14 protein-coding genes and 3 tRNA genes are annotated in these 17,509 nt (G+C 69.9%); 12 read left to right on the top strand and 5 right to left on the bottom strand.

The genetic code is table 11. The annotated features are described in order from the left end of the window. Positions 1-11: 11 nt before the first annotated feature. The 6 genes from ilvN (at position 12) to cimA (ending at position 8,501) form a co-directional block, all read left to right on the top strand. A complete protein-coding gene (gene ilvN / locus ACYVD1_RS08185; RefSeq protein ID WP_460745530.1) occupies positions 12-536 on the top strand; it encodes an acetolactate synthase small subunit in 525 nt (174 codons plus the stop codon). A gap of 113 nt (positions 537-649) precedes the next feature. After that, complete coding sequence (ilvC, locus tag ACYVD1_RS08190; protein ID WP_460769831.1) at positions 650-1,645, top strand: ketol-acid reductoisomerase; 996 nt, start codon at positions 650-652, stop codon at positions 1,643-1,645. A gap of 230 nt (positions 1,646-1,875) precedes the next feature. Beyond that, entirely contained in the window at positions 1,876-3,465 is a 1,590-nt protein-coding gene (gene serA, locus ACYVD1_RS08195) for a phosphoglycerate dehydrogenase (protein ID WP_460769833.1), read from the top strand. Positions 3,466-4,174: 709 nt separating this feature from the next. Continuing rightward, on the top strand, positions 4,175-5,239 hold the full coding sequence (locus ACYVD1_RS08200) for a 3-isopropylmalate dehydrogenase (protein ID WP_460769838.1): 1,065 nt from the start codon (positions 4,175-4,177) through the stop codon (positions 5,237-5,239). A gap of 200 nt (positions 5,240-5,439) precedes the next feature. Next, positions 5,440-6,555 (top strand): branched-chain amino acid aminotransferase, encoded by a 1,116-nt coding sequence (locus ACYVD1_RS08205; RefSeq protein ID WP_460769840.1) that lies wholly within the window; start codon positions 5,440-5,442, stop codon positions 6,553-6,555. A gap of 335 nt (positions 6,556-6,890) precedes the next feature. Continuing rightward, entirely contained in the window at positions 6,891-8,501 is a 1,611-nt protein-coding gene (gene cimA / locus ACYVD1_RS08210) for a citramalate synthase (RefSeq protein WP_460769842.1), read from the top strand. Positions 8,502-8,652: 151 nt separating this feature from the next. On the opposite strand, the gene ACYVD1_RS08215 is transcribed toward cimA, so the two are convergent. Together ACYVD1_RS08215 and ACYVD1_RS08220 are read right to left on the bottom strand one after the other, a co-directional pair. Continuing rightward, positions 8,653-9,078: a Rieske (2Fe-2S) protein gene (locus ACYVD1_RS08215; protein WP_460769844.1), complete on the bottom strand. Its 426-nt coding sequence runs from the start codon at positions 9,076-9,078 to the stop codon at positions 8,653-8,655. 281 nt (positions 9,079-9,359) lie between these two features. Then, positions 9,360-10,157 (bottom strand): DUF3152 domain-containing protein, encoded by a 798-nt coding sequence (locus ACYVD1_RS08220; protein ID WP_460769933.1) that lies wholly within the window; start codon positions 10,155-10,157, stop codon positions 9,360-9,362. A 497-nt stretch (positions 10,158-10,654) separates the two neighbouring features. Here ACYVD1_RS08220 and ACYVD1_RS08225 point away from each other — a divergent pair, with 497 nt between their 5' ends. The 6 genes from ACYVD1_RS08225 to ACYVD1_RS08250 all read left to right on the top strand — a co-directional run bounded on the left by ACYVD1_RS08225 (position 10,655) and on the right by ACYVD1_RS08250 (position 14,561). After that, the gene (locus ACYVD1_RS08225) at positions 10,655-11,455 is read left to right on the top strand and encodes a fumarylacetoacetate hydrolase family protein (RefSeq protein ID WP_460769848.1); all 801 of its coding nucleotides are present in this window, start codon (positions 10,655-10,657) and stop codon (positions 11,453-11,455) included. Between the two features lie 123 nt (positions 11,456-11,578). Beyond that, positions 11,579-12,475: a GDSL-type esterase/lipase family protein gene (locus ACYVD1_RS08230; RefSeq protein WP_460769850.1), complete on the top strand. Its 897-nt coding sequence runs from the start codon at positions 11,579-11,581 to the stop codon at positions 12,473-12,475. 124 nt (positions 12,476-12,599) lie between these two features. After that, positions 12,600-14,048: a glutamate--tRNA ligase gene (gene gltX, locus ACYVD1_RS08235; protein WP_460769854.1), complete on the top strand. Its 1,449-nt coding sequence runs from the start codon at positions 12,600-12,602 to the stop codon at positions 14,046-14,048. A gap of 134 nt (positions 14,049-14,182) precedes the next feature. Further along, positions 14,183-14,254, top strand: a tRNA-Gln gene (locus ACYVD1_RS08240). Positions 14,255-14,303: 49 nt separating this feature from the next. After that, positions 14,304-14,379: transfer RNA gene (locus ACYVD1_RS08245), tRNA-Glu, on the top strand. 109 nt (positions 14,380-14,488) lie between these two features. Continuing rightward, positions 14,489-14,561, top strand: a tRNA-Glu gene (locus ACYVD1_RS08250). 123 nt (positions 14,562-14,684) lie between these two features. Here ACYVD1_RS08250 and ACYVD1_RS08255 read toward each other — a convergent pair. From ACYVD1_RS08255 to ACYVD1_RS08265, 3 genes are all read right to left on the bottom strand, one after another. Beyond that, positions 14,685-15,287 carry a TetR/AcrR family transcriptional regulator gene (locus tag ACYVD1_RS08255; RefSeq protein WP_460769856.1) on the bottom strand — a complete coding sequence of 201 codons (603 nt, stop codon included), beginning with the start codon at positions 15,285-15,287 and terminating at the stop codon, positions 14,685-14,687. A gap of 171 nt (positions 15,288-15,458) precedes the next feature. Further along, complete coding sequence (locus tag ACYVD1_RS08260) at positions 15,459-16,562, bottom strand: PDR/VanB family oxidoreductase (protein ID WP_460769858.1); 1,104 nt, start codon at positions 16,560-16,562, stop codon at positions 15,459-15,461. Continuing rightward, positions 16,559-17,500: a metal-dependent hydrolase gene (locus ACYVD1_RS08265; protein ID WP_460769860.1), complete on the bottom strand. Its 942-nt coding sequence runs from the start codon at positions 17,498-17,500 to the stop codon at positions 16,559-16,561. The genes ACYVD1_RS08260 and ACYVD1_RS08265 overlap by 4 nt, the downstream gene beginning before the upstream one ends. Positions 17,501-17,509 lie beyond the last annotated feature (9 nt).

A 17,509-nucleotide genomic window follows, 5' to 3' on the forward strand; every position in this document is an offset into this window, starting at 1 on the left:
GCCGAACCACCATGAGCCGTCACACGCTATCCGTTCTGGTCGAGGACACCCCGGGCATCCTGGCCCGAGCCTCCGCCCTCTTCTCCCGTCGTGGGTTCAACATCGACTCGCTCAGTGTCAGCACCACTGAGTACCCCGGACTGTCCCGGATGACGATCGCGGTCAACTGCGACCTCCACCCCTTGGAGCAGGTGACCAAACAGCTCAACAAGCTGGTCAACGTCGTCAAGATCGTGGAGATGGACACCACCGCGTCGGTGCAGCGCGAGCTGCTCCTGGTCAAGGTGAAAGCCGACGCGTCGAGCCGCACCCATGTGCTTCAGACGGCCGAGCTCTTCCGCGCACACGTCGTGGACGTCAGCCCGGACGTCGTCGTCATCGAGGCCACCGGCGACCCCGAGAAGCTCGATGCCCTGGTCAAGAACCTGGAACCCTTCGGGATCCGGGAACTGGTGAAGTCAGGGCTGGTCGCCCTGGGCAGGGGGCCCCGCTCGATCACCGACCGCTCCCTTCGGGCGGTCGACCGCAGCGCCTGACCCGGCATCAGAAAGCGGTACAGGAGCCCCGCTCGAGCTGAAAGGCTGTCCGGGCACGGACGGACGGCCCTCCCCCCGCCCCAAAGAACGTGAGAAACAAGGAGTAACCCCAAGTGGCAGCAGAGATGTACTACGACGACGCCGCGGACCTCGCGCTCATCCAGAGCAAGAAGGTCGCCGTGATCGGTTACGGCAGCCAGGGTCACGCGCACGCGCTGTCGCTGCGGGACTCGGGCGTGGACGTGCGGATCGGTCTGGCCGAGGGCTCCAAGAGCCGGGCCAAGGCAGAGGAAGAGGGCCTGCGCGTCCTCACCCCCGCCGAGGCCACCCGCGAGGCCGACGTCATCATGATCCTGGTCCCCGACCACATCCAGCGGGACCTGTACGCCAACGAGATCCTGCCGAACCTCGAGTCGGGCAACGCCCTGTTCTTCGCCCACGGGTTCAGCATCCGCTACGGCCTCGTCAAGGCCCCCGACGGCGTCGACGTCGCCATGGTCGCCCCCAAGGGCCCGGGCCACCTGGTCCGCCGCCAGTACGAGGCCGGGCGCGGCGTGCCCTGCCTGGTCGCGGTGGAGAAGGACGACAGCGGACAGGCCTGGGACCTGGCGCTGTCCTGGGCCAAGGGCATCGGCGGCACCAAGGCCGGGGCCATCAAGACCACCTTCACCGAGGAGACCGAGACCGACCTGTTCGGTGAGCAGGCCGTGCTGTGCGGCGGCACCGAGGAGCTGGTCAAGGCCGGTTTCGCCACCCTCGTCGAGGCGGGCTACCAGCCGGAGATCGCCTACTTCGAGTGCCTCCACGAGGTCAAGCTGATCGTCGACCTCATGTACGAGGGCGGCCTCTCCAAGATGAACTGGTCGGTCTCGGACAACGCCGAGTACGGCGGCTACACCCGCGGCCCGCGCCTCATCACCGAGCAGACCCGCGAGGAGATGCGCAAGATCCTGCGCGAGGTCCAGGACGGGACCTACGCCAAGGAGCTGATGGACGAGTTCGACGCCGGTCAGCCGACCTTCAAGAAGCGTCGTGAGGCCGAGCAGAACGAGCAGATCGAGAAGGTGGGCGCCGAACTGCGCCCCCTGATGAGCTGGCTCAAGGCTTAGCAGTAGTACACACGCCGCCGGGGCGGGGCACACGCCCCGCCCCGGCGGCGTGCGGGGGAGGGAGCGTCCGGCCGGCTGTCACCGGGGTGAGACTTCTTTCGCCCGGTGGAGGCACTCCGCCCGAAGGGCTTCCCTACTCCGCTAGTAGACTTTGGACCGGCCGTCACTCCCGATCCGGGCAGCAGCCTCCACCTGCGCGATCGGGTCGCACCACCCGAAAAGGAACCGTTGTGACCAAACCCGTCGTACTCGTCGCGGAAAAGCTCTCGCCTGCAGGAATCGCGCTTCTCGAAGACGATTTCGAAGTGCGCCATGTGGACGGTGCCGACCGGTCCCAGCTGCTCCCGGCCCTGGCCGGTGTCGACGCCCTCATCGTCCGCAGCGCCACCCAGGTCGACGCCGAAGCGGTCGCCGCGGCCAGTCGGCTCCAGGTCGTCGCCCGCGCGGGTGTGGGGCTCGACAACGTGGACGTGGACGCCGCCACCAAGGCCGGCGTGCTGGTGGTCAACGCCCCCACCTCCAACATCATCAGCGCCGCCGAGCAGGCCATCAACCTCCTCCTCGCCAGCGCCCGCAACACCGCTCCCGCGCACAACGCGCTCATCAACGGTGAGTGGAAGCGGTCCCAGTACACGGGTGTGGAGCTCTACGAGAAGGTCGTCGGCGTCGTCGGCCTCGGCCGGATCGGCGCCCTGGTAGCCCAGCGCCTGCTGGCCTTCGGCACGAAGGTCATCGCCTACGACCCGTTCGTGCAGCCCGCCCGCGCCGCCCAGATCGGCGTCGAGATGGTCACCCTGGACGAGCTGCTCGAGCGCAGCGACTTCATCTCCATCCACCTGCCCAAGAACAAGGACACGCTGGGCCTGATCGGCGACGATGCGCTGAGCAAGGTCAAGCCCTCGGTGCGGGTCATCAACGCCGCGCGCGGCGGCATCCTCGACGAGGAAGCCCTCTACCGGGCGCTCAAGGACGGCCGTGTGGCCGGTGCGGGCATCGACGTGTTCGCCAAGGAGCCCACCACCGACAGCCCGCTGTTCGGGCTCGACAACGTCGTCGTGGCGCCGCACCTGGGTGCGAGCACCAACGAGGCGCAGGAGAAGGCGGGTACGCAGGTCGCCCGTTCGGTGAAGCTGGCCCTGTCGGGCGAGTTCGTTCCGGACGCGGTGAACGTGCAGGGCACCGGTGTGGCCGAGGAGATCAAGCCGGGCCTGCCGCTCACCGAGAAGCTCGGCCGGGTCTTCACCTCCCTCGCCGGCGCGCTCGCCGCCCGGATCGACGTCGAGGTGCGCGGCGAGATCGCCCAGCACGACGTGAAGGTCCTGGAGCTGGCCGCGCTCAAGGGTGTGTTCACCGACGTGGTCGAGGACGCGGTGACCTTCGTGAACGCTCCGCTGCTCGCCAAGGAGCGCGGTGTCGAGGTCAACCTCGTCACGAGCGACGACAGCAGCGACTGGCGGAACCTGATCTCCGTGCGCGGTGTGCTGGCCGACGGCACCCGGGTGTCGGCGTCGGGGACGCTGACCGGTCCCCGCCAGTTCGAGAAGCTGGTGGAGATCAACAACTACACGATGGAGATCGACCTCGAGGAGCACATGGTGTTCCTCTCCTACGACGACCGCCCCGGTATCGTCGGTATCGTCGGTGCGCTGCTCGGCGACTCCGAGGTCAACATCGCCGGGATGCAGGTCATCCGGGACCAGGAGGGCGGCAAGGCCCTGATCGCCCTGACCGTGGACTCGGCGGTGCCGGACGACATCCTGAACTCGATCTCCACCGAGATCGAGGCCGAGATCACCCGCCAGATCGACCTGGAGGACTAGCGTCCCCAACCGGGGCCTGCGGGTCCCCTCGCTTCAGGGCCGTGCCATCTCGGGTGGCACGGCCCTTTTGTCATGGTTCGCCGGGTGTGCTTGTCGGCTGTGAACTGCGGCGACGCAAAATCGTCTCACACTGTGAGAAGCACTGGTCATATAGTTGGACATCCGATATTCTGACGTCCTAGGAGCCAGTGGTTTCGGCCCCACCGCCGGAACCGCGGTCCATCGCCTAGCCGACTCCCACAGGAATCCGCGACGGCGACCCCGGCAGACGACCCCGCCGGGACGAGCTCCTGCTTCTCCCGTGGACAACGTCGCCCACGTTCCGCGCCCGCAGAGGCCTGTCCGGCACCGATCGCCGCGAGACCTCGGACGCATGTCACCGTCCAACGCCGACGGCCGAGCCGTGAGCTCCCGCCGTCGCGCAGTGCATCCGGAGAGTCACATGTACGACATGATCGAGTACCCGTCCACGCCCGACACCGACGACGAGATCGCCCGCGCCCTGCAGGACGCGATCAACCGCCGCGACTAGAGTCCGGGATTCGCCTGAGCTCCAGATCCGGTCAGAGGGCCCGCTCTCGGAGCTCGCAGGAGGTGGGGCGGCGGCGCCGGTCCGCGGGGCCGGTACAGTTGTCTCACCTACTGTTCATCTTATCTCGCCATGTGAGAAATCATCGGTGGGACCACGTCTGAGTTAGAGGCAGTCCGTATGGCAGCGCGCACCGTGAAACTGGCCGTCATCCCCGGCGACGGGATCGGCTCCGAGGTGGTCGCCGAAGGCCTCAAGGTGCTGGAGGTCGCGGCCTCCCAGTTCGACCTGGCCGTCGAGACCACCGAGTACGAACTGGGTGCCAAGCTCTGGCACCGCACCGGTGAGACGCTGCCCGACTCGGTCGCCGCCGAGCTAGCCCAGCAGGAGGCCATCTACCTGGGCGCGGTCGGCGACCCGTCCGTGCCCAGCGGGGTCCTGGAGCGCGGCCTGCTCCTGCGCCTGCGCTTCGACTTCGACCACTACGTCAACCTGCGCCCCGTGCGCCTGTACCCCGGCGTGGACAGCCCCCTGGCGGGCGTGAGCCCCGAGGACATCGACATGCTGGTCGTGCGCGAGGGCACCGAAGGCCCCTACGCGGGCGCCGGCGGCGTGCTCCGCAAGGGGACCCGGCACGAGATCGCCACCCAGGACAGCGTGAACACCCGCTTCGGCGTCGAGCGCGTGGTCCGCTACGCCTTCGAGAAGGCCGCGGCCCGCCCCCGCCAGCAACTGACCCTGGTGCACAAGGACAACGTCCTCACCTACGCGGGCGACCTGTGGCAGCGCGCGGTCAAGGAGGTCGGCGCCGAGTACCCGCAGGTCTCCGTGGACTACTGCCACGTCGACGCCGCCGCGATGTTCTTCGTCAACCAGCCCGGCCGCTTCGACGTGGTCGTCACCGACAACCTGTTCGGCGACATCATCACCGACATCGGCGCCGCCATCACCGGCGGCATCGGGCTGGCCGCCAGCGGAAACATCAACCCGGACAACACCTTCCCCAGCATGTTCGAGCCGGTCCACGGCTCCGCGCCGGACATCGCAGGCCAGGGCAAGGCGGACCCGACCGCCACCGTGCTCTCCGCCGCGACCATGCTGGACCACCTGGGAGCGCCCGAGGCCGCCCGCCGGGTCGAGGCCGCGGTCTCCGCGGACCTGAAGACCCGTGCGGCCGACGACGCGGTCCGGTCCACCACCCAGATCGGCGACGACCTCGCCGCGCGAGTAGCCGAGCAGGGCTGACGCGACCACGGTCGGCCCTGCCTTTCCGGAGCGCGGCCAGCCGACACAGCCAGCTGTGACACGCCAGCGGGCGCGCTCTGAACCGCGCGCCCGCTGCCTGTGTGTGGATCCGGTCTGGCGACGGGTGCGCTGATCCGACAGACTAGATCCCAGGTCGGCGGCGCTGCCGACCCGTTGCACCCGAGAGGACCACCGACAATATGAACAACAACGCCACCACCACTGGCTTGACGTTCGACATCCAGCCCTCCGGCCAGCGGAAGACCCCGCAGGAACGCGAGGCACTGCTGGAGAACCCCGGGTTCGGTCAGGTGTTCACCGACCACATGGTGACCATCCGCTACACCGAGGGCAAGGGCTGGCACGACGCCCAGCTGGAGCCGTACGGCCCGCTGACCCTGGACCCGGCCACGGCCGCTCTCCACTACGCGCAGGAGATCTTCGAGGGGCTCAAGGCCTACCGCCACCCGGACGGCACGCTCGCCTCGTTCCGACCCGAGGCCAACGCGGCCCGCTTCAACAAGAGCGCGGCGCGCATGGCGATGCCGGAGCTTCCCGAGGAGCTCTTCCTCAAGTCGATCGAGCTCCTGCTCGAGCACGACGGGGAGTGGGTCCCGTCCAAGGAGTACTTCAGCCTGTACCTGCGGCCGTTCATGATCGCCACGGACGTCGGCCTCGGGGTCAACCACCCGTCACGCACCTACATCTACATGCTCATCGCCTCGCCGGTGGGCTCGTACTTCTCCGGCGGCGTCCAGCCGGTGACGGTCTGGCTGTCCAAGGACTTCACCCGCGCCGCCCCGGGCGGTACCGGCGCCGCCAAGTTCGCGGGCAACTACGCCGCGAGCTTCCTGGCCCAGGCCCAGGCGGTCGAGAAGGGTTGCGACCAGGTCGTGTGGCTCGACGCCCGCGAGCACCGCTGGGTCGAGGAGATGGGCGGCATGAACCTGTGGTTCGTGTTCGGCGAGGGCGAGAACGCCCGCCTGCGCACGCCGCCGCTGACCGGGACCCTGCTGCCGGGCATCACCCGCGAGTCGCTGCTGACCCTCGCCCCGGACCTGGGCATCCCGGCGGAGGAGGAGCCGATCTCCATCGAGGAGTGGAAGACCGCGGCCGAGTCCGGCGAGCTGACCGAGGTCTTCGCCTGCGGCACCGCGGCCGTGATCACCCCCGTCGGCCACGTCAAGAGCGACGACGGCGAGTTCACCGTCGGCGACGGCCAGCCCGGCCCGGTCACCATGCGCCTGCGCGAGGAGCTGGTGGGCCTGCAGACCGGCCTGCGCACCGACAAGCACGGCTGGATCACCACGTTCTAGCTGACCGCTGACGCCTTCCCGAGGGCCGTCCGGTAACGACCGGGCGGCCCTCCCGCGTTGTTCGGAAGCTCCGCAAGTGTCCGGTCTGAGAAACTTATGTCTCAGACAGTGAGACATTTGGGCTCCGAGCTGCGTCTCACCGGCCGCCGTATGGCACACTGGCCGCATGCTGTCCCAGGTACTCATTATTTCGGGGCGCGCTGGCTGACGACTTCCCGCGATGACGCAGGGAAGAATCCGGACCCTGCCAGCGCGCTGACCTCTCGTGTCCACGAGGGGTCTTTTTTATTGGTCGGGACCGCCATACACAGCATCCACCTTCGGGAGTTCCACCCATGAGGGACGACACTTTCCACGTCTTCGACACCACGCTGCGCGACGGAGCTCAGCGCGAGGGGATCAACCTGCGGGTCTCCGACAAGCTGGCCATCGCGAAGCTGCTGGACGACTTCGGGGTGGCGTTCATCGAGGGGGGCTGGCCCGGCTCCAACCCCAAGGACACCGAGTTCTTCCAGCGGGCTTCACAAGAGCTCACGCTGGAACACGCGCGACTCACCGCGTTCGGCGCGACCCGCCGGGCCGGTGTGCAGGCCGCCGACGACCCGCAGGTGGCCGCTCTGCGCGACAGCGGCGCGTCGGTCGTCACCCTTGTCGCCAAGAGTGACGACCGACACGTCGAAAAGGCCCTGCGCACGACCCTCGACGAGAACCTCGCCATGGTCGCCGATACCGTCTCGCACCTGGTCGAGCACGGCCAGCGCGTGTTCGTGGACTGCGAGCACTTCTTCGACGGCTACCACCACAACCCCGAGTACGCACTGTCCGTCGTCCGCGCCGCCGCCGGAGCCGGAGCGGACGTCGTGGTCCTGTGCGACACCAACGGCGGCATGCTCCCCAGCGACATCACCCGCGTGGTCACCGAGGTCCTGGAAGCAACCGGTGCCCGCCTCGGCATCCACGCCCAGGACGACACCGGCTGCGCGGTCGCCAACACCCTCGCCGCCGTGGACGCCGGCGCCACGCACGTGCAGTGCACCGCCAACGGCTACGGCGAGCGCGTGGGCAACGCCAACCTCTTCTCCGTGGCCGGAGCGCTCAGCCTCAAGTACGGCCGCGAGGTACTCCCCGAAGGCTGCCTGGCCGAGATGACCCGCGTGGCCACCGCCATCGCCGAGATCGTCAACCTCGCCCCCGACACCCACCAGCCCTACGTGGGGGTGTCCGCCTTCGCCCACAAGGCCGGGCTGCACGCCTCGGCGATCAAGGTCGACCCCGACCTGTACCAGCACACCGACCCCGCACTGGTCGGCAACCGCATGCGCATGCTCGTCTCCGACATGGCCGGGCGCGCGTCGATCGAGCTCAAGGCCGAGGAGCTGGGTGTGGACCTGTCCGGCGACCGAGCCCTGTCCGGCCGGGTCGTGGAGCGGGTCAAGGGCCTCGAACTGTCCGGCTACAGCTTCGAGGCGGCCGACGCCTCCCTGGAGCTGCTGTTGCGCGAGGAGCTCGGCGAGCCGGTCCGCTACTTCGAGACCGAGTCCTGGCGGGTCATCACCGAACGCCGTCCGGCCGCCGGCGCCAGCCCGCTGTCCAGCGACTACGAGAGCCTCACCGAGGCCACCGTGAAGCTCCGGGTCAAGGGCGAGCGCGTCATCGCCACCGCCGAGGGCAACGGTCCCGTCAACGCCCTGGACCGGGCGCTGCGGAGTTCGATGGAGAACGTCTACACGGCCTTGGGCGGGCTGGAGCTGACCGACTACAAGGTCCGCATCCTGGAGGGCACCTCCGGCACCAACGCCATCACCCGGATCCTCGTCTCCATGAGCGACGGAGTGACGGAGTGGACGACGGTGGGTGTGGGCCCGAACGTCGTGGACGCCTCCTGGGTGGCGCTGGAGCAGGCCATCACCTTCGGGCTCCGGCAGCAGGGCTACCCGCAGGGCTGACCCGCGCCGGAATCCCGCTCCCGGCCGTCTGGCCCCTGAAGACGCCGGGGCGTGTCCCCACCCACCACCGGACGGGGCGAACGCAGAGGGAACGAAGAGGGGGCGCCGGGCCGACACCGCGGTCCCAGCGCCCCTCGGGTCGCGGGACGACTCAGGCGAGGACGATGTCCTCGCCGTCGACGCGGATCTCGACCTCCTGGAGGGGGCTGTCCGCGGGGCCCTCGGTGGGGGACCCGTCCTCGATGGAGAACCGGCTGCCGTGGCAGGGGCACGCGATCTCCCCGTCGGCGACCTCGTCCACCGGGCAGCCCTCGTGCGTGCAGCTGGTGGAGAAGGCCCGGAAGGTGCCCTCCTCGGGCTGGGTGACGACCACCTCGTGATCGCTGAAGATGGTGCCCTCGCCGACCGGGACCTCGTCGGTGGTGGCGATGGGGCCGTCCGCGTCACCGGGCTCCCCGCCGCCGTTCCCGCCATCGGTTCCGTTTCCGTCGTCGGCGGCCTGGTCGCCGCCGCAGGCCGTCACCACCCCCACCAGGGCGCCGCCGCCGACGGCACCGAATGCGGAGCGCCTGGTCACCTCGGGAAGGACGGACTCGGAACGGGGCTTGCGGCAATCACACATGCGGCCTCACTCTCTCGCCCGGTGCGGGGCGGGCGGACTACGGCGCGGGGTGCAGGGCCCCGCGCAGACGACGGGCGGCCCCGGTCGCGGTGGGGCCGGATCCGGAACACACTAGAAGCGCCCCGCCTCAGGGGGAACACTGCTGTGCCCGCGAACCATTCGTTGTGTCTTCTTCGTTGCGCGGCCCGTACCGGATTGGTTGCGGCGGGGACGTGCCGGATCGCTCCCGACGGGGCCTAAGGGTCCACCCAGCCGTTGGGCTCGCAGCCCTGGAGGCCCAGGGTCTGCTGCTGCATCACCGGGGCGGGCTCGCCGTCGCCGGGGCAGTCCACGTGGCCGTGCCCGAAGGTGTGGCCGACCTCGTGGTTGATCAGGTAGATCCGGTAGGTCTCCAGGTCGTCCTCGAAGTGCTCGACGCCCGACACCCAGCGGTTCTGGTTGATGATGGCGCGGTTGCCGTTGGCGCAGGACACGAACCCGTTGGTCTGGAGAGGCGCGCACATGCTGTCCACCGTGTCCGGTGCGGCCAGCAGGACCCGGATGTCGGCGTCGTCGCCGTCCACCCGCTGCAGCGAGCGGTCGCCGTCCTCGCCCCAGCTGCGCGGGTCGCCCAGGATCTCCTCGACCGCCTCGACGAAGTCGTCGTTGTCCCCGGGCAGGCCCTCCTCGACCTCGACGGCGAAGGTGGTCAGCGAACCCTCGCCCATGACCTCGCTCTCACCCTCCATGACCTCCATCTCGCCGTCCGCGGAGTCGACCTCCTCCTCCACCGAACGCTGCAGGACCGGGAGGTCCTCCTCGTCGTCCTCTTCCGGTGACGGGCTGGGGGAGGGGCCGTCCGCCCCCGCCTCGGAGTCGGCGGAGGGGTCGGGGGTCGGGTGGCGGCGGCCGTCCTCTTCGGGCACCCCGTCTCCTACGGGGCCGCCCGCGGAGGTCTCCTGCGGAGAATCCGGGTCGGCGTCGGGCTCGGGCACGCTGACCATCAGCACGGCGGAGGCACCCGAAACCAGGCACAGGCCGAGCGCGAGACCCATGGGGTACCTGCGCGGTCGGCGGTGCTTGGCGCGGGAAGCTTTGCGGGGCACGAGGCTCAACCTCTCGACGGTGGACGGCGGTACCGACGGTCCCCGGCGGAGGAGGCGGGGCCTCCGGCGCCTTCCGACGGCCGCGGGGACGCGCCGACCGGATGCGGTCGGGAAAGGCGTTCCCACGGGGTGGCCGGGTGTCATGACAGCCACCCTGGGCGGTGTTCTCGCCCACCTGGGCGAGCCGCCTGCTCCCGGAGCGGACAGCTCCCGAGAGCTTCGGACAACGCACCCAGCATGCCAGAGATCGCCCCCACAGAGGGCCAAGCAGCGCCCCAGGAAGTATTGGTGTGTCACGGCTTCGGTTGTTTGTCTTCACCGTCCCAACCCTCACCAGTACCCGCTTCTGCGGCGTGTGCGCGGAGGCGCCTGGGCAGGACCTGCCCCTTCGCCGCTACGCTGCAAGCGGCAAGAGCGAGTCAAGCAGGGCTGCTGGGAGGCAACAGGTGCGTATCGCGAGGTTCGCGGCCGGTGATGAGGTCGGGTTCGGCCTGGTCGAGACGGACACGGACACGGGGGAGGACTTCGTCGCCCGACTGACGGGCCACCCGTTGCTAGGGGACATCAAACTCACCGGTGAGCGGGCCAAGCTCGCCGACGTGCGCCTACTGTCACCGGTCCTGCCCACCAAGGTGGTGTGCATCGGCAAGAACTACGCCGAGCACGTCGCCGAGATGAAGGACATCACCGGGGAGTCCACCGAAGAGCCGGTGGTCTTCCTCAAGCCGTCCACCGCGGTCTCCGGGCCGCACGACCCCATCTTCTATCCGACGGTCTCGGAGCGGGTCGACTTCGAGGGCGAGCTGGCCATCGTCATCTCCCGGCCCTGCCGCGAGGTACCCCGGGAGCGGGCCAAGGACGTCATCCTCGGCTACACCGTCGCCAACGACGTCACCGCCCGGGACCTGCAGAAGCAGGACAAGCAGTGGACCAGGGCCAAGGGGTTCGACTCCTTCTGCCCGATCGGCCCGTGGATCACCACCGGGTTGAGCATCGAGGAGGCCCAAGACCTCGCGGTCACCACCACCGTCGACGGTGAGACCCGACAGGACGGGCGTACGTCACAGTTCATCCATGACATCCCGGGCATCATCTCCTATGTCACCTCGTTCATGACCCTGCTCCCGGGTGACGTGCTCCTGACCGGCACCCCCGCCGGCGTGGGCCCCGTCGAGGTCGGCCAGGAGGTCGCCGTCACCGTGGAGCGCCTGGGCACCATCAGCAACCGGGTGGTCACCCGGGACTGACGAGCAGATGAGGGCCGCGCACGGGCCCGCGCCGTGTGCGGCCCCAGGGCGTGAACGCCGAACACGCCCGAACCCGGGGACGGTGCGTGCGGCACCGTCCCGCCGAGCGGAAGGTCTGATCACTTGTCCCGGCGACGCAGTTACGTCCGACCCGCGTTCTTCGCGAGCGTCCTCACGCTCGTCCTGGCCCTCCTGGGTTCGGGCCTGTGGATGCTGACCCGCCCCGGGCCCGACGAGCCCGAACGCCCTTCCGAGCCCGAGACCCCATCGGACCGGGGGCAGAGCCAGGTGCGCCTGATGCTGGCCGGGGACTCCATGACCCAGGGCGCCGACGGCGACTGGACCTGGCGTTTCCACCTGTGGAACCACCTGGAACCGCACGTCGAGGGACTGGACTTCGTCGGCCCCTTCACCGCCCCCGCCACCCCGGAGCAGATCGTCCCGCCGGAGCTCAGCGGCGGCGAACCCGACGAGGGCGACCCCGGAACCGTCGAGTACCGGGACCCGGACTTCGACCAGGACCACAACGCACGCTGGGGCCGCACCCTGGCCGACGCCGCCACCACCATCCACCGGGACGTGCTGTTCCACCGGCCGGACGTCCTGTGCGTGATGATCGGCCTCAACGACCTCGTGTACCCGATCACCGCCGCCGACATGGAACAGCGTCTGCGCACTTACGTGGAGGGCGCCCGCGCGGCCAACCCCGGCATCCGGATCCTCATCGCCGAGGCGCTGCCGATCGCGCTCGCCGACACCGACGACGGATTCGCGCTGCGCGTGTACGTCTACAACGAGCTCGTGCGCTCGTTGGCCGAGGAGCTGTCCACCGAACGCTCCCCGGTCGCCAGCTTCGACCTGGCAAAGGCGGAGGACTGGGACGTGGTCACGGACACCTACGACGGCACCCACCCCAACGACGACGGCGAGATCAAGATCGCCGCGGGCTTCGCCGACGCCCTCTCCCGAGAGTACGGGCTGGGTCCGATGCACGCCCGACCGCTGCCGATCAACCCCTGACCGCCGCTGGCCGACCCTGGTCCGCTGCCGGGCTGCCCTTGGTCCTCAGCCGGTCAGCGGTTCCGTCCACCGCGGTTCCGGGACTTCCCACAGGTCATCCCGTGCCGCGGATACCCTGGGGTCCGTGACTGAGACTCCGATTCGTACCCGCTTCGCCCCTTCCCCCACGGGCATGTTCCACGTCGGTGGCGCACGTTCCGCGCTCTTCAACTGGGCGCTGGCCCAACAGCAGCCCGAGGGCCGCATGGTGCTGCGCATCGAGGACACCGACGCCGCACGCAACCGTCCCGAGTGGACCGACGGCATCATCCGCGCGATGGCCTGGATCGGTATCGACTCCGAGGACCCGCACTTCGAAGGTCCCTACTACCAGTCGGCCTACGTCGACCAGCACCGCGAGAGCGCGCAGGACCTCTACCGCTCCGGGCGCGCCTACTACTGCGACTGCACCCGCGAGCAGGTGCAGGAGCGGCGCGACAACCCGAACCTGGGCTACGACGGCTTCTGCCGCGACCGCGGCCTGGTGCCCGGGCCGGGCCGCGCGCTGCGCTTCCGGGTCCCGGAGGGCGGCCCGACGGTCGTGGACGACCAGGTCCGCGGCCGCGTGGAGTTCGACCACGCGTCCATCGAGGACTTCGTGGTCGCCCGCGCCGACGGCTCCCCGCTGTTCGTTCTGGCCAACGTCCTCGACGATGTGGAGATGCGGATCACGCACGTCATCCGCGGGGAGGAGCACCTGTCCAACACCCCCAAGCAGCAGCTGCTGTGGGAGGCGCTGGGCCTGACCCCGCCGGTGTGGGCGCATCTGCCCGTCATCGTCAACGAGCAGCGAAAGAAGCTGTCCAAACGCCGTGACAAGGTCGCCCTGGAGTCCTACCAGGAGGAGGGCTACCTCGCCGAGGCGATGGTCAACTACCTGATGCTGCTGGGCTGGGCACCGGGAGACGACCGCGAGATCATGCCGTGGCCCGAGATGGTGCCGCTGTTCCGCATCCAGGACGTCAACAGCTCCAGCGCCTTCTTCGACGAGAAGAAGCTGCGGGCCTTCAACGGTGAGTACATCCGGGAACTGGGCGTCGAGGACTTCATCGAGCGCTGCCAGCCGTGGCTCACCGGGAAGAACACCCCGTGGGACGCCGCCGACTACGACCCCGAGGTCTTCGCCGCCGTCGCTCCGCTGGCCCAGAGCCGCGTGGCGGTCCTCAGCGAGATCGTCCCCAACGTGGACTTCCTGTTCCTAGGGGAGCCGGTCGAGGACGAGAAGAGCTGGCGCAAGGCGATGAAGCCCGGTGTCGGCAAGGAGATGGTGGAGGCCGCTCTGGCGCGCTACGCCGACCCCGAGCTGGTGTGGGCAGCGGACGACCTCAAGGCCGCCACCGAGGAGACCGGGGCCACGCTCGGCCTGAAGCTGGGCAAGGCCCAGGCGCCGGTCCGCGTGGCCGTCACGGGACGGACCGTGGGCCTGCCGCTGTTCGAGTCCCTGGAGCTGCTCGGCCGAGAGCGGGTCCAGGCGCGCCTGGAGGCCGCTCTGGAGCGCCTGCGCGCCGAGGAGAAGGCCGGCCAGGAGGGCTGATCGGGGCGGGGTGGCCGGGCCCACAGCCCGGTCACCCCGGTTTCCGTTCGCGAGCACTCAGAATGTCCGCTAGAGTTAAACACGTCGCCGAGGGGGACAGGGCAGCGAGAAGCTACCGGGTCCTCTCAAAGCATTGGCCTATGGTGTAATCGGCAGCACGGCTGATTCTGGTTCAGTTAGTCTAGGTTCGAGTCCTGGTAGGCCAGCGCATGATCGCGGTTCACCGCGATCGGCACGGGTCTTCGACCCAGGTGCGCCCCCGTCGTCTAGTGGCCTAGGACGCCGCCCTCTCAAGGCGGTAACGGCGGTTCGAATCCGCTCGGGGGTACCAACGGGAAGTGGCTTCCACACGTGGGAAGCTTTCTTTCTGGCCGGTGCGCGCCACCGGTGTCCGGTTCGAGTGGGTATCGTGGTTTCACGGTTCAGCTCGCACCGACTAGGCCCCCGTCGTCTAGTGGCCTAGGACGCCGCCCTCTCAAGGCGGTAACGGCGGTTCGAATCCGCTCGGGGGTACGCGATCACCAGGCTCCATCCACAGGATGGGGCCTTTCGTGTGTCCGGGGTGGCCGCCGACCCGCGGGGCTCAGCGGAGGGCCAAGGAGTTCCGGCCCCGCGGAGCCCGGCCTCCCCCGGAGCTCACTCCGCGTGGGCGGCCAGCTCCTCCAGCTCCTCCATCGGGCCCCCGGCGGCGATCAGCATGGCGGCGAGCTGGTCGAGCAGCCAGTCCGCCAGCTCGTTCCGGGACATCTCCCGGTCGCGCAGCCAGAACATCACCGCGGTCTCCACCGCCGACACCCAGCAGCGCAGGGCCAGCACCAGCCGGGGCGAGGGGGTGCTGATGCCCACCCGCTCCAGGATCAGGGTCCGCACACCGTCACGGACCCGGTCGATCTCCGCTTCGGTCTCCTCCGTCGCGATCACCGAGCCCCCGTTCAGCAGGGCGGTGTAGGACGGTTCGTAGGAGTCCGCGAAGTCGATGAAGGTCCGCAGTGCGAGCCGCAGCTGCTCCAGCGGCGGCAGGTCGTCGGGCGGGACCAGCCTCGGCATGAGCTCCGACATGGCCTGTTCCAGCGCGGCCCGCCGCAGCTCCGCCATGTTGGGGAAATAGCGGTAGACCAGTGCCCGGGAGACATCGGCCTCCTCGGCGATCTCCTCGGGGGTGACGTCACCCGGCGGGCGCCGCGCGAACACGCGCAGCGCCGTCCGGATCAGGTCCTCCCTGCGTTCGTGTGGCGCCATGCGGCGTCGTCGCCGCTCGGTACCCGGCGTAGGGACCGGGCCCGCCGGAACCGTCACCCGCGCCTGGTGACGGTCGGCCCTGTGGGACACCACCGTTGTCGAAACCTCCCGAGCCCTCGCGGGCTTGCTCGAATCCGTCCTCTCCCCGAAACTATCGCGCCCCGCACCACCTCACAGGTCCAGCACCAGCCGTTCCCCCTCGTCGGCTCGGGAGACGCACAAGGCGAACTCCCCGCCGCGCGGCGATCCGCCGGTGGGCCGGTCGCGGTGGTCGGGCACGCCCTCCAACAGCCCCACCCGGCAGGTGCCGCAGAAGCCCTGACGGCAGGAGTAGGCGGTCTCGGGGCGCACCTTCCGCACCGCGTCCAGCGCCGACTCGTCCTCCGGGACCGAGAGCACCGGGCCGGAGCGGCCCAGCCGCACCTCGAACCGGCGGCCGTCCGCGATGGGCGCCGGTGAGAACCGCTCGGAGAAGAACGGGGTGCCGAGGGGCGCCCGTTCCCGCAGCGCGTTGATCAGCGGTGCGGGACCGCACACGTACACGGCCGTGCCCGGGGTGAGGCCGGCCAGGATCTCCTCTGCGTCCGGGGTCCCGTACTCGTCGTCGGGGCGCACGAACACTCCCGCGCCCTCGGGCAGCTCATCCTGGAACGGCATGCTCTCCCGGTTCCGGCCCGTGTAGACGAACCGGAAGTCCCGGCCGGCGCTGTGCGCCGCCCGCACCATCGGCAGGATCGGGGTGATCCCGATGCCGCCCGCCACGAACAGGTACCGCTCGGCGCGGGCGAGAGGGAAGGCGTTGCGCGGGCCGCGCAACCCGACCGTGTCCCCCTCGGTGAGCCTGTGCGCCATCCCCGAACCCGCACCGCCCTCGATGCGGCGCACCGCGATCCGGTAGGAAGAGCGGTCGGCCGGGTCGCCGCTGAGGGAGTACTGCCGCACCACGCCGTCGCCCAGCTCCACGTCCACGTGGTGACCGGGCTGCCAGCGGGGCAGGGACGCACCGGGTTCGGCGGGGGCCAGGGTGAGCACCGCGACATCCGCCGCGGGGCGCTGCACGCGGGTCACCCGCACCGGAAGGGCGCCGGAGGGATCCGGGACGGGGTGCCCCGGCCGCCACGTCGAGGTGACCGGTTCGATGCGCTTGGCCAGCCGCTCCAGGGCCAGCATGAACCGGTCCGGGCGCTTCCCGCGGCCGAACAGGGAGACGGGGGAGCGCGGGTTCGCGTAGGACTCGGAGCTGTGCCCGACCCCGCGGTCGCGGTCGCCGGTCACCGGGCGGCCCCTTGCTCTGCGGCGCCGGCGGCCCGGGCGGCGGGGGAGACCGCCAGGTAGGCGACGGCCTGGCTGGTGGAGCCGTGGTGCGCCGGGTGGTACTTGCGGTGCAGGTACTCGGGGACGGCCCGGGCCAGACGGCCCAGGTGCGGGATCAGCCCGCGCTTGCCGTCCCGCAGCGCCCAGGAGGCCTTGGGCGAGCGCCCGTTGATCCTGCCCCTCAGGTAGGGGTCGTTGGCGATGAGGAAGCGCACCCCGCGCACCCACAGCGACGCCAGGGCCAGGGCGGCCACGCCCATCGTGACCGCGCGGCGCGGGTAGCCGCCGTCCAGGTGCATGTACAGGTCGTAGGCGACCGCGCGGTGCTCGACCTCTTCGGCGCCGTGCCAGCGCAGCAGGTCCAGCATGGTGGGGTCGGTGTCGACCTCGTCCAGCTTCTCGGCGTCCAGCACCCACTGGCCCAGAACGGCCGTGTAGTGCTCGATCCCGGCGATGACCGCCAGCCGGGTGCGCAGCCAGGCGAACTCGCGGGGCCCGGACAGGTCGCGGTCGCCGAGGACGACCCGGAACATCCAGGCGATCTGCTCGACGTAGGGGCGCGGGTCCAGGCCGTGGGCGTCCATGTGGTCGAGTACGCCCGCGTGCGCCTCGGCGTGCACGGCTTCCTGGCCGATGAAGCCGAGCACCTGTTCGCGGAGCCCGTCGTCGGTGATGTACGGGACGGCCTGCTTGAAGACCTCCACGAACCACCGCTCGCCCTCGGGCAGGAGCAGATGCAGCACGTTGATGACGTGGGTGGCGAAGGGCTCGTTCGGGATCCAGTGCAGGTCCAGCTCGCTCCAGTCGAACTGGACGTCGCGGGCGTGCAGGACGAGGCGGTCGGGTTCGTCCACGTCTGGGGTGGGGGAGTTGGGGGAGGTGGAGCGGTCGGTGGTCATGATCGGCCT

This window comes from Nocardiopsis nanhaiensis (assembly GCF_054778635.1).

Excerpts from the sequence above, each read along its gene's own strand:
- cimA (WP_460769842.1), top strand. The coding sequence starts at position 6,891 with ATGAGGGACGACACTTTCCACGTCTTCGACACCACGCTGCGCGACGGA.
- ACYVD1_RS08255 (WP_460769856.1), bottom strand. The coding sequence starts at position 15,287 with ATGGCGCCACACGAACGCAGGGAGGACCTGATCCGGACGGCGCTGCGC.
- ACYVD1_RS08265 (WP_460769860.1), bottom strand. The coding sequence starts at position 17,500 with ATGACCACCGACCGCTCCACCTCCCCCAACTCCCCCACCCCAGACGTG.
- ACYVD1_RS08200 (WP_460769838.1), top strand. The coding sequence starts at position 4,175 with ATGGCAGCGCGCACCGTGAAACTGGCCGTCATCCCCGGCGACGGGATC.
- ilvN (WP_460745530.1), top strand. The coding sequence starts at position 12 with ATGAGCCGTCACACGCTATCCGTTCTGGTCGAGGACACCCCGGGCATC.
- ACYVD1_RS08205 (WP_460769840.1), top strand. The coding sequence starts at position 5,440 with ATGAACAACAACGCCACCACCACTGGCTTGACGTTCGACATCCAGCCC.
- ACYVD1_RS08220 (WP_460769933.1), bottom strand. The coding sequence starts at position 10,157 with ATGGGTCTCGCGCTCGGCCTGTGCCTGGTTTCGGGTGCCTCCGCCGTG.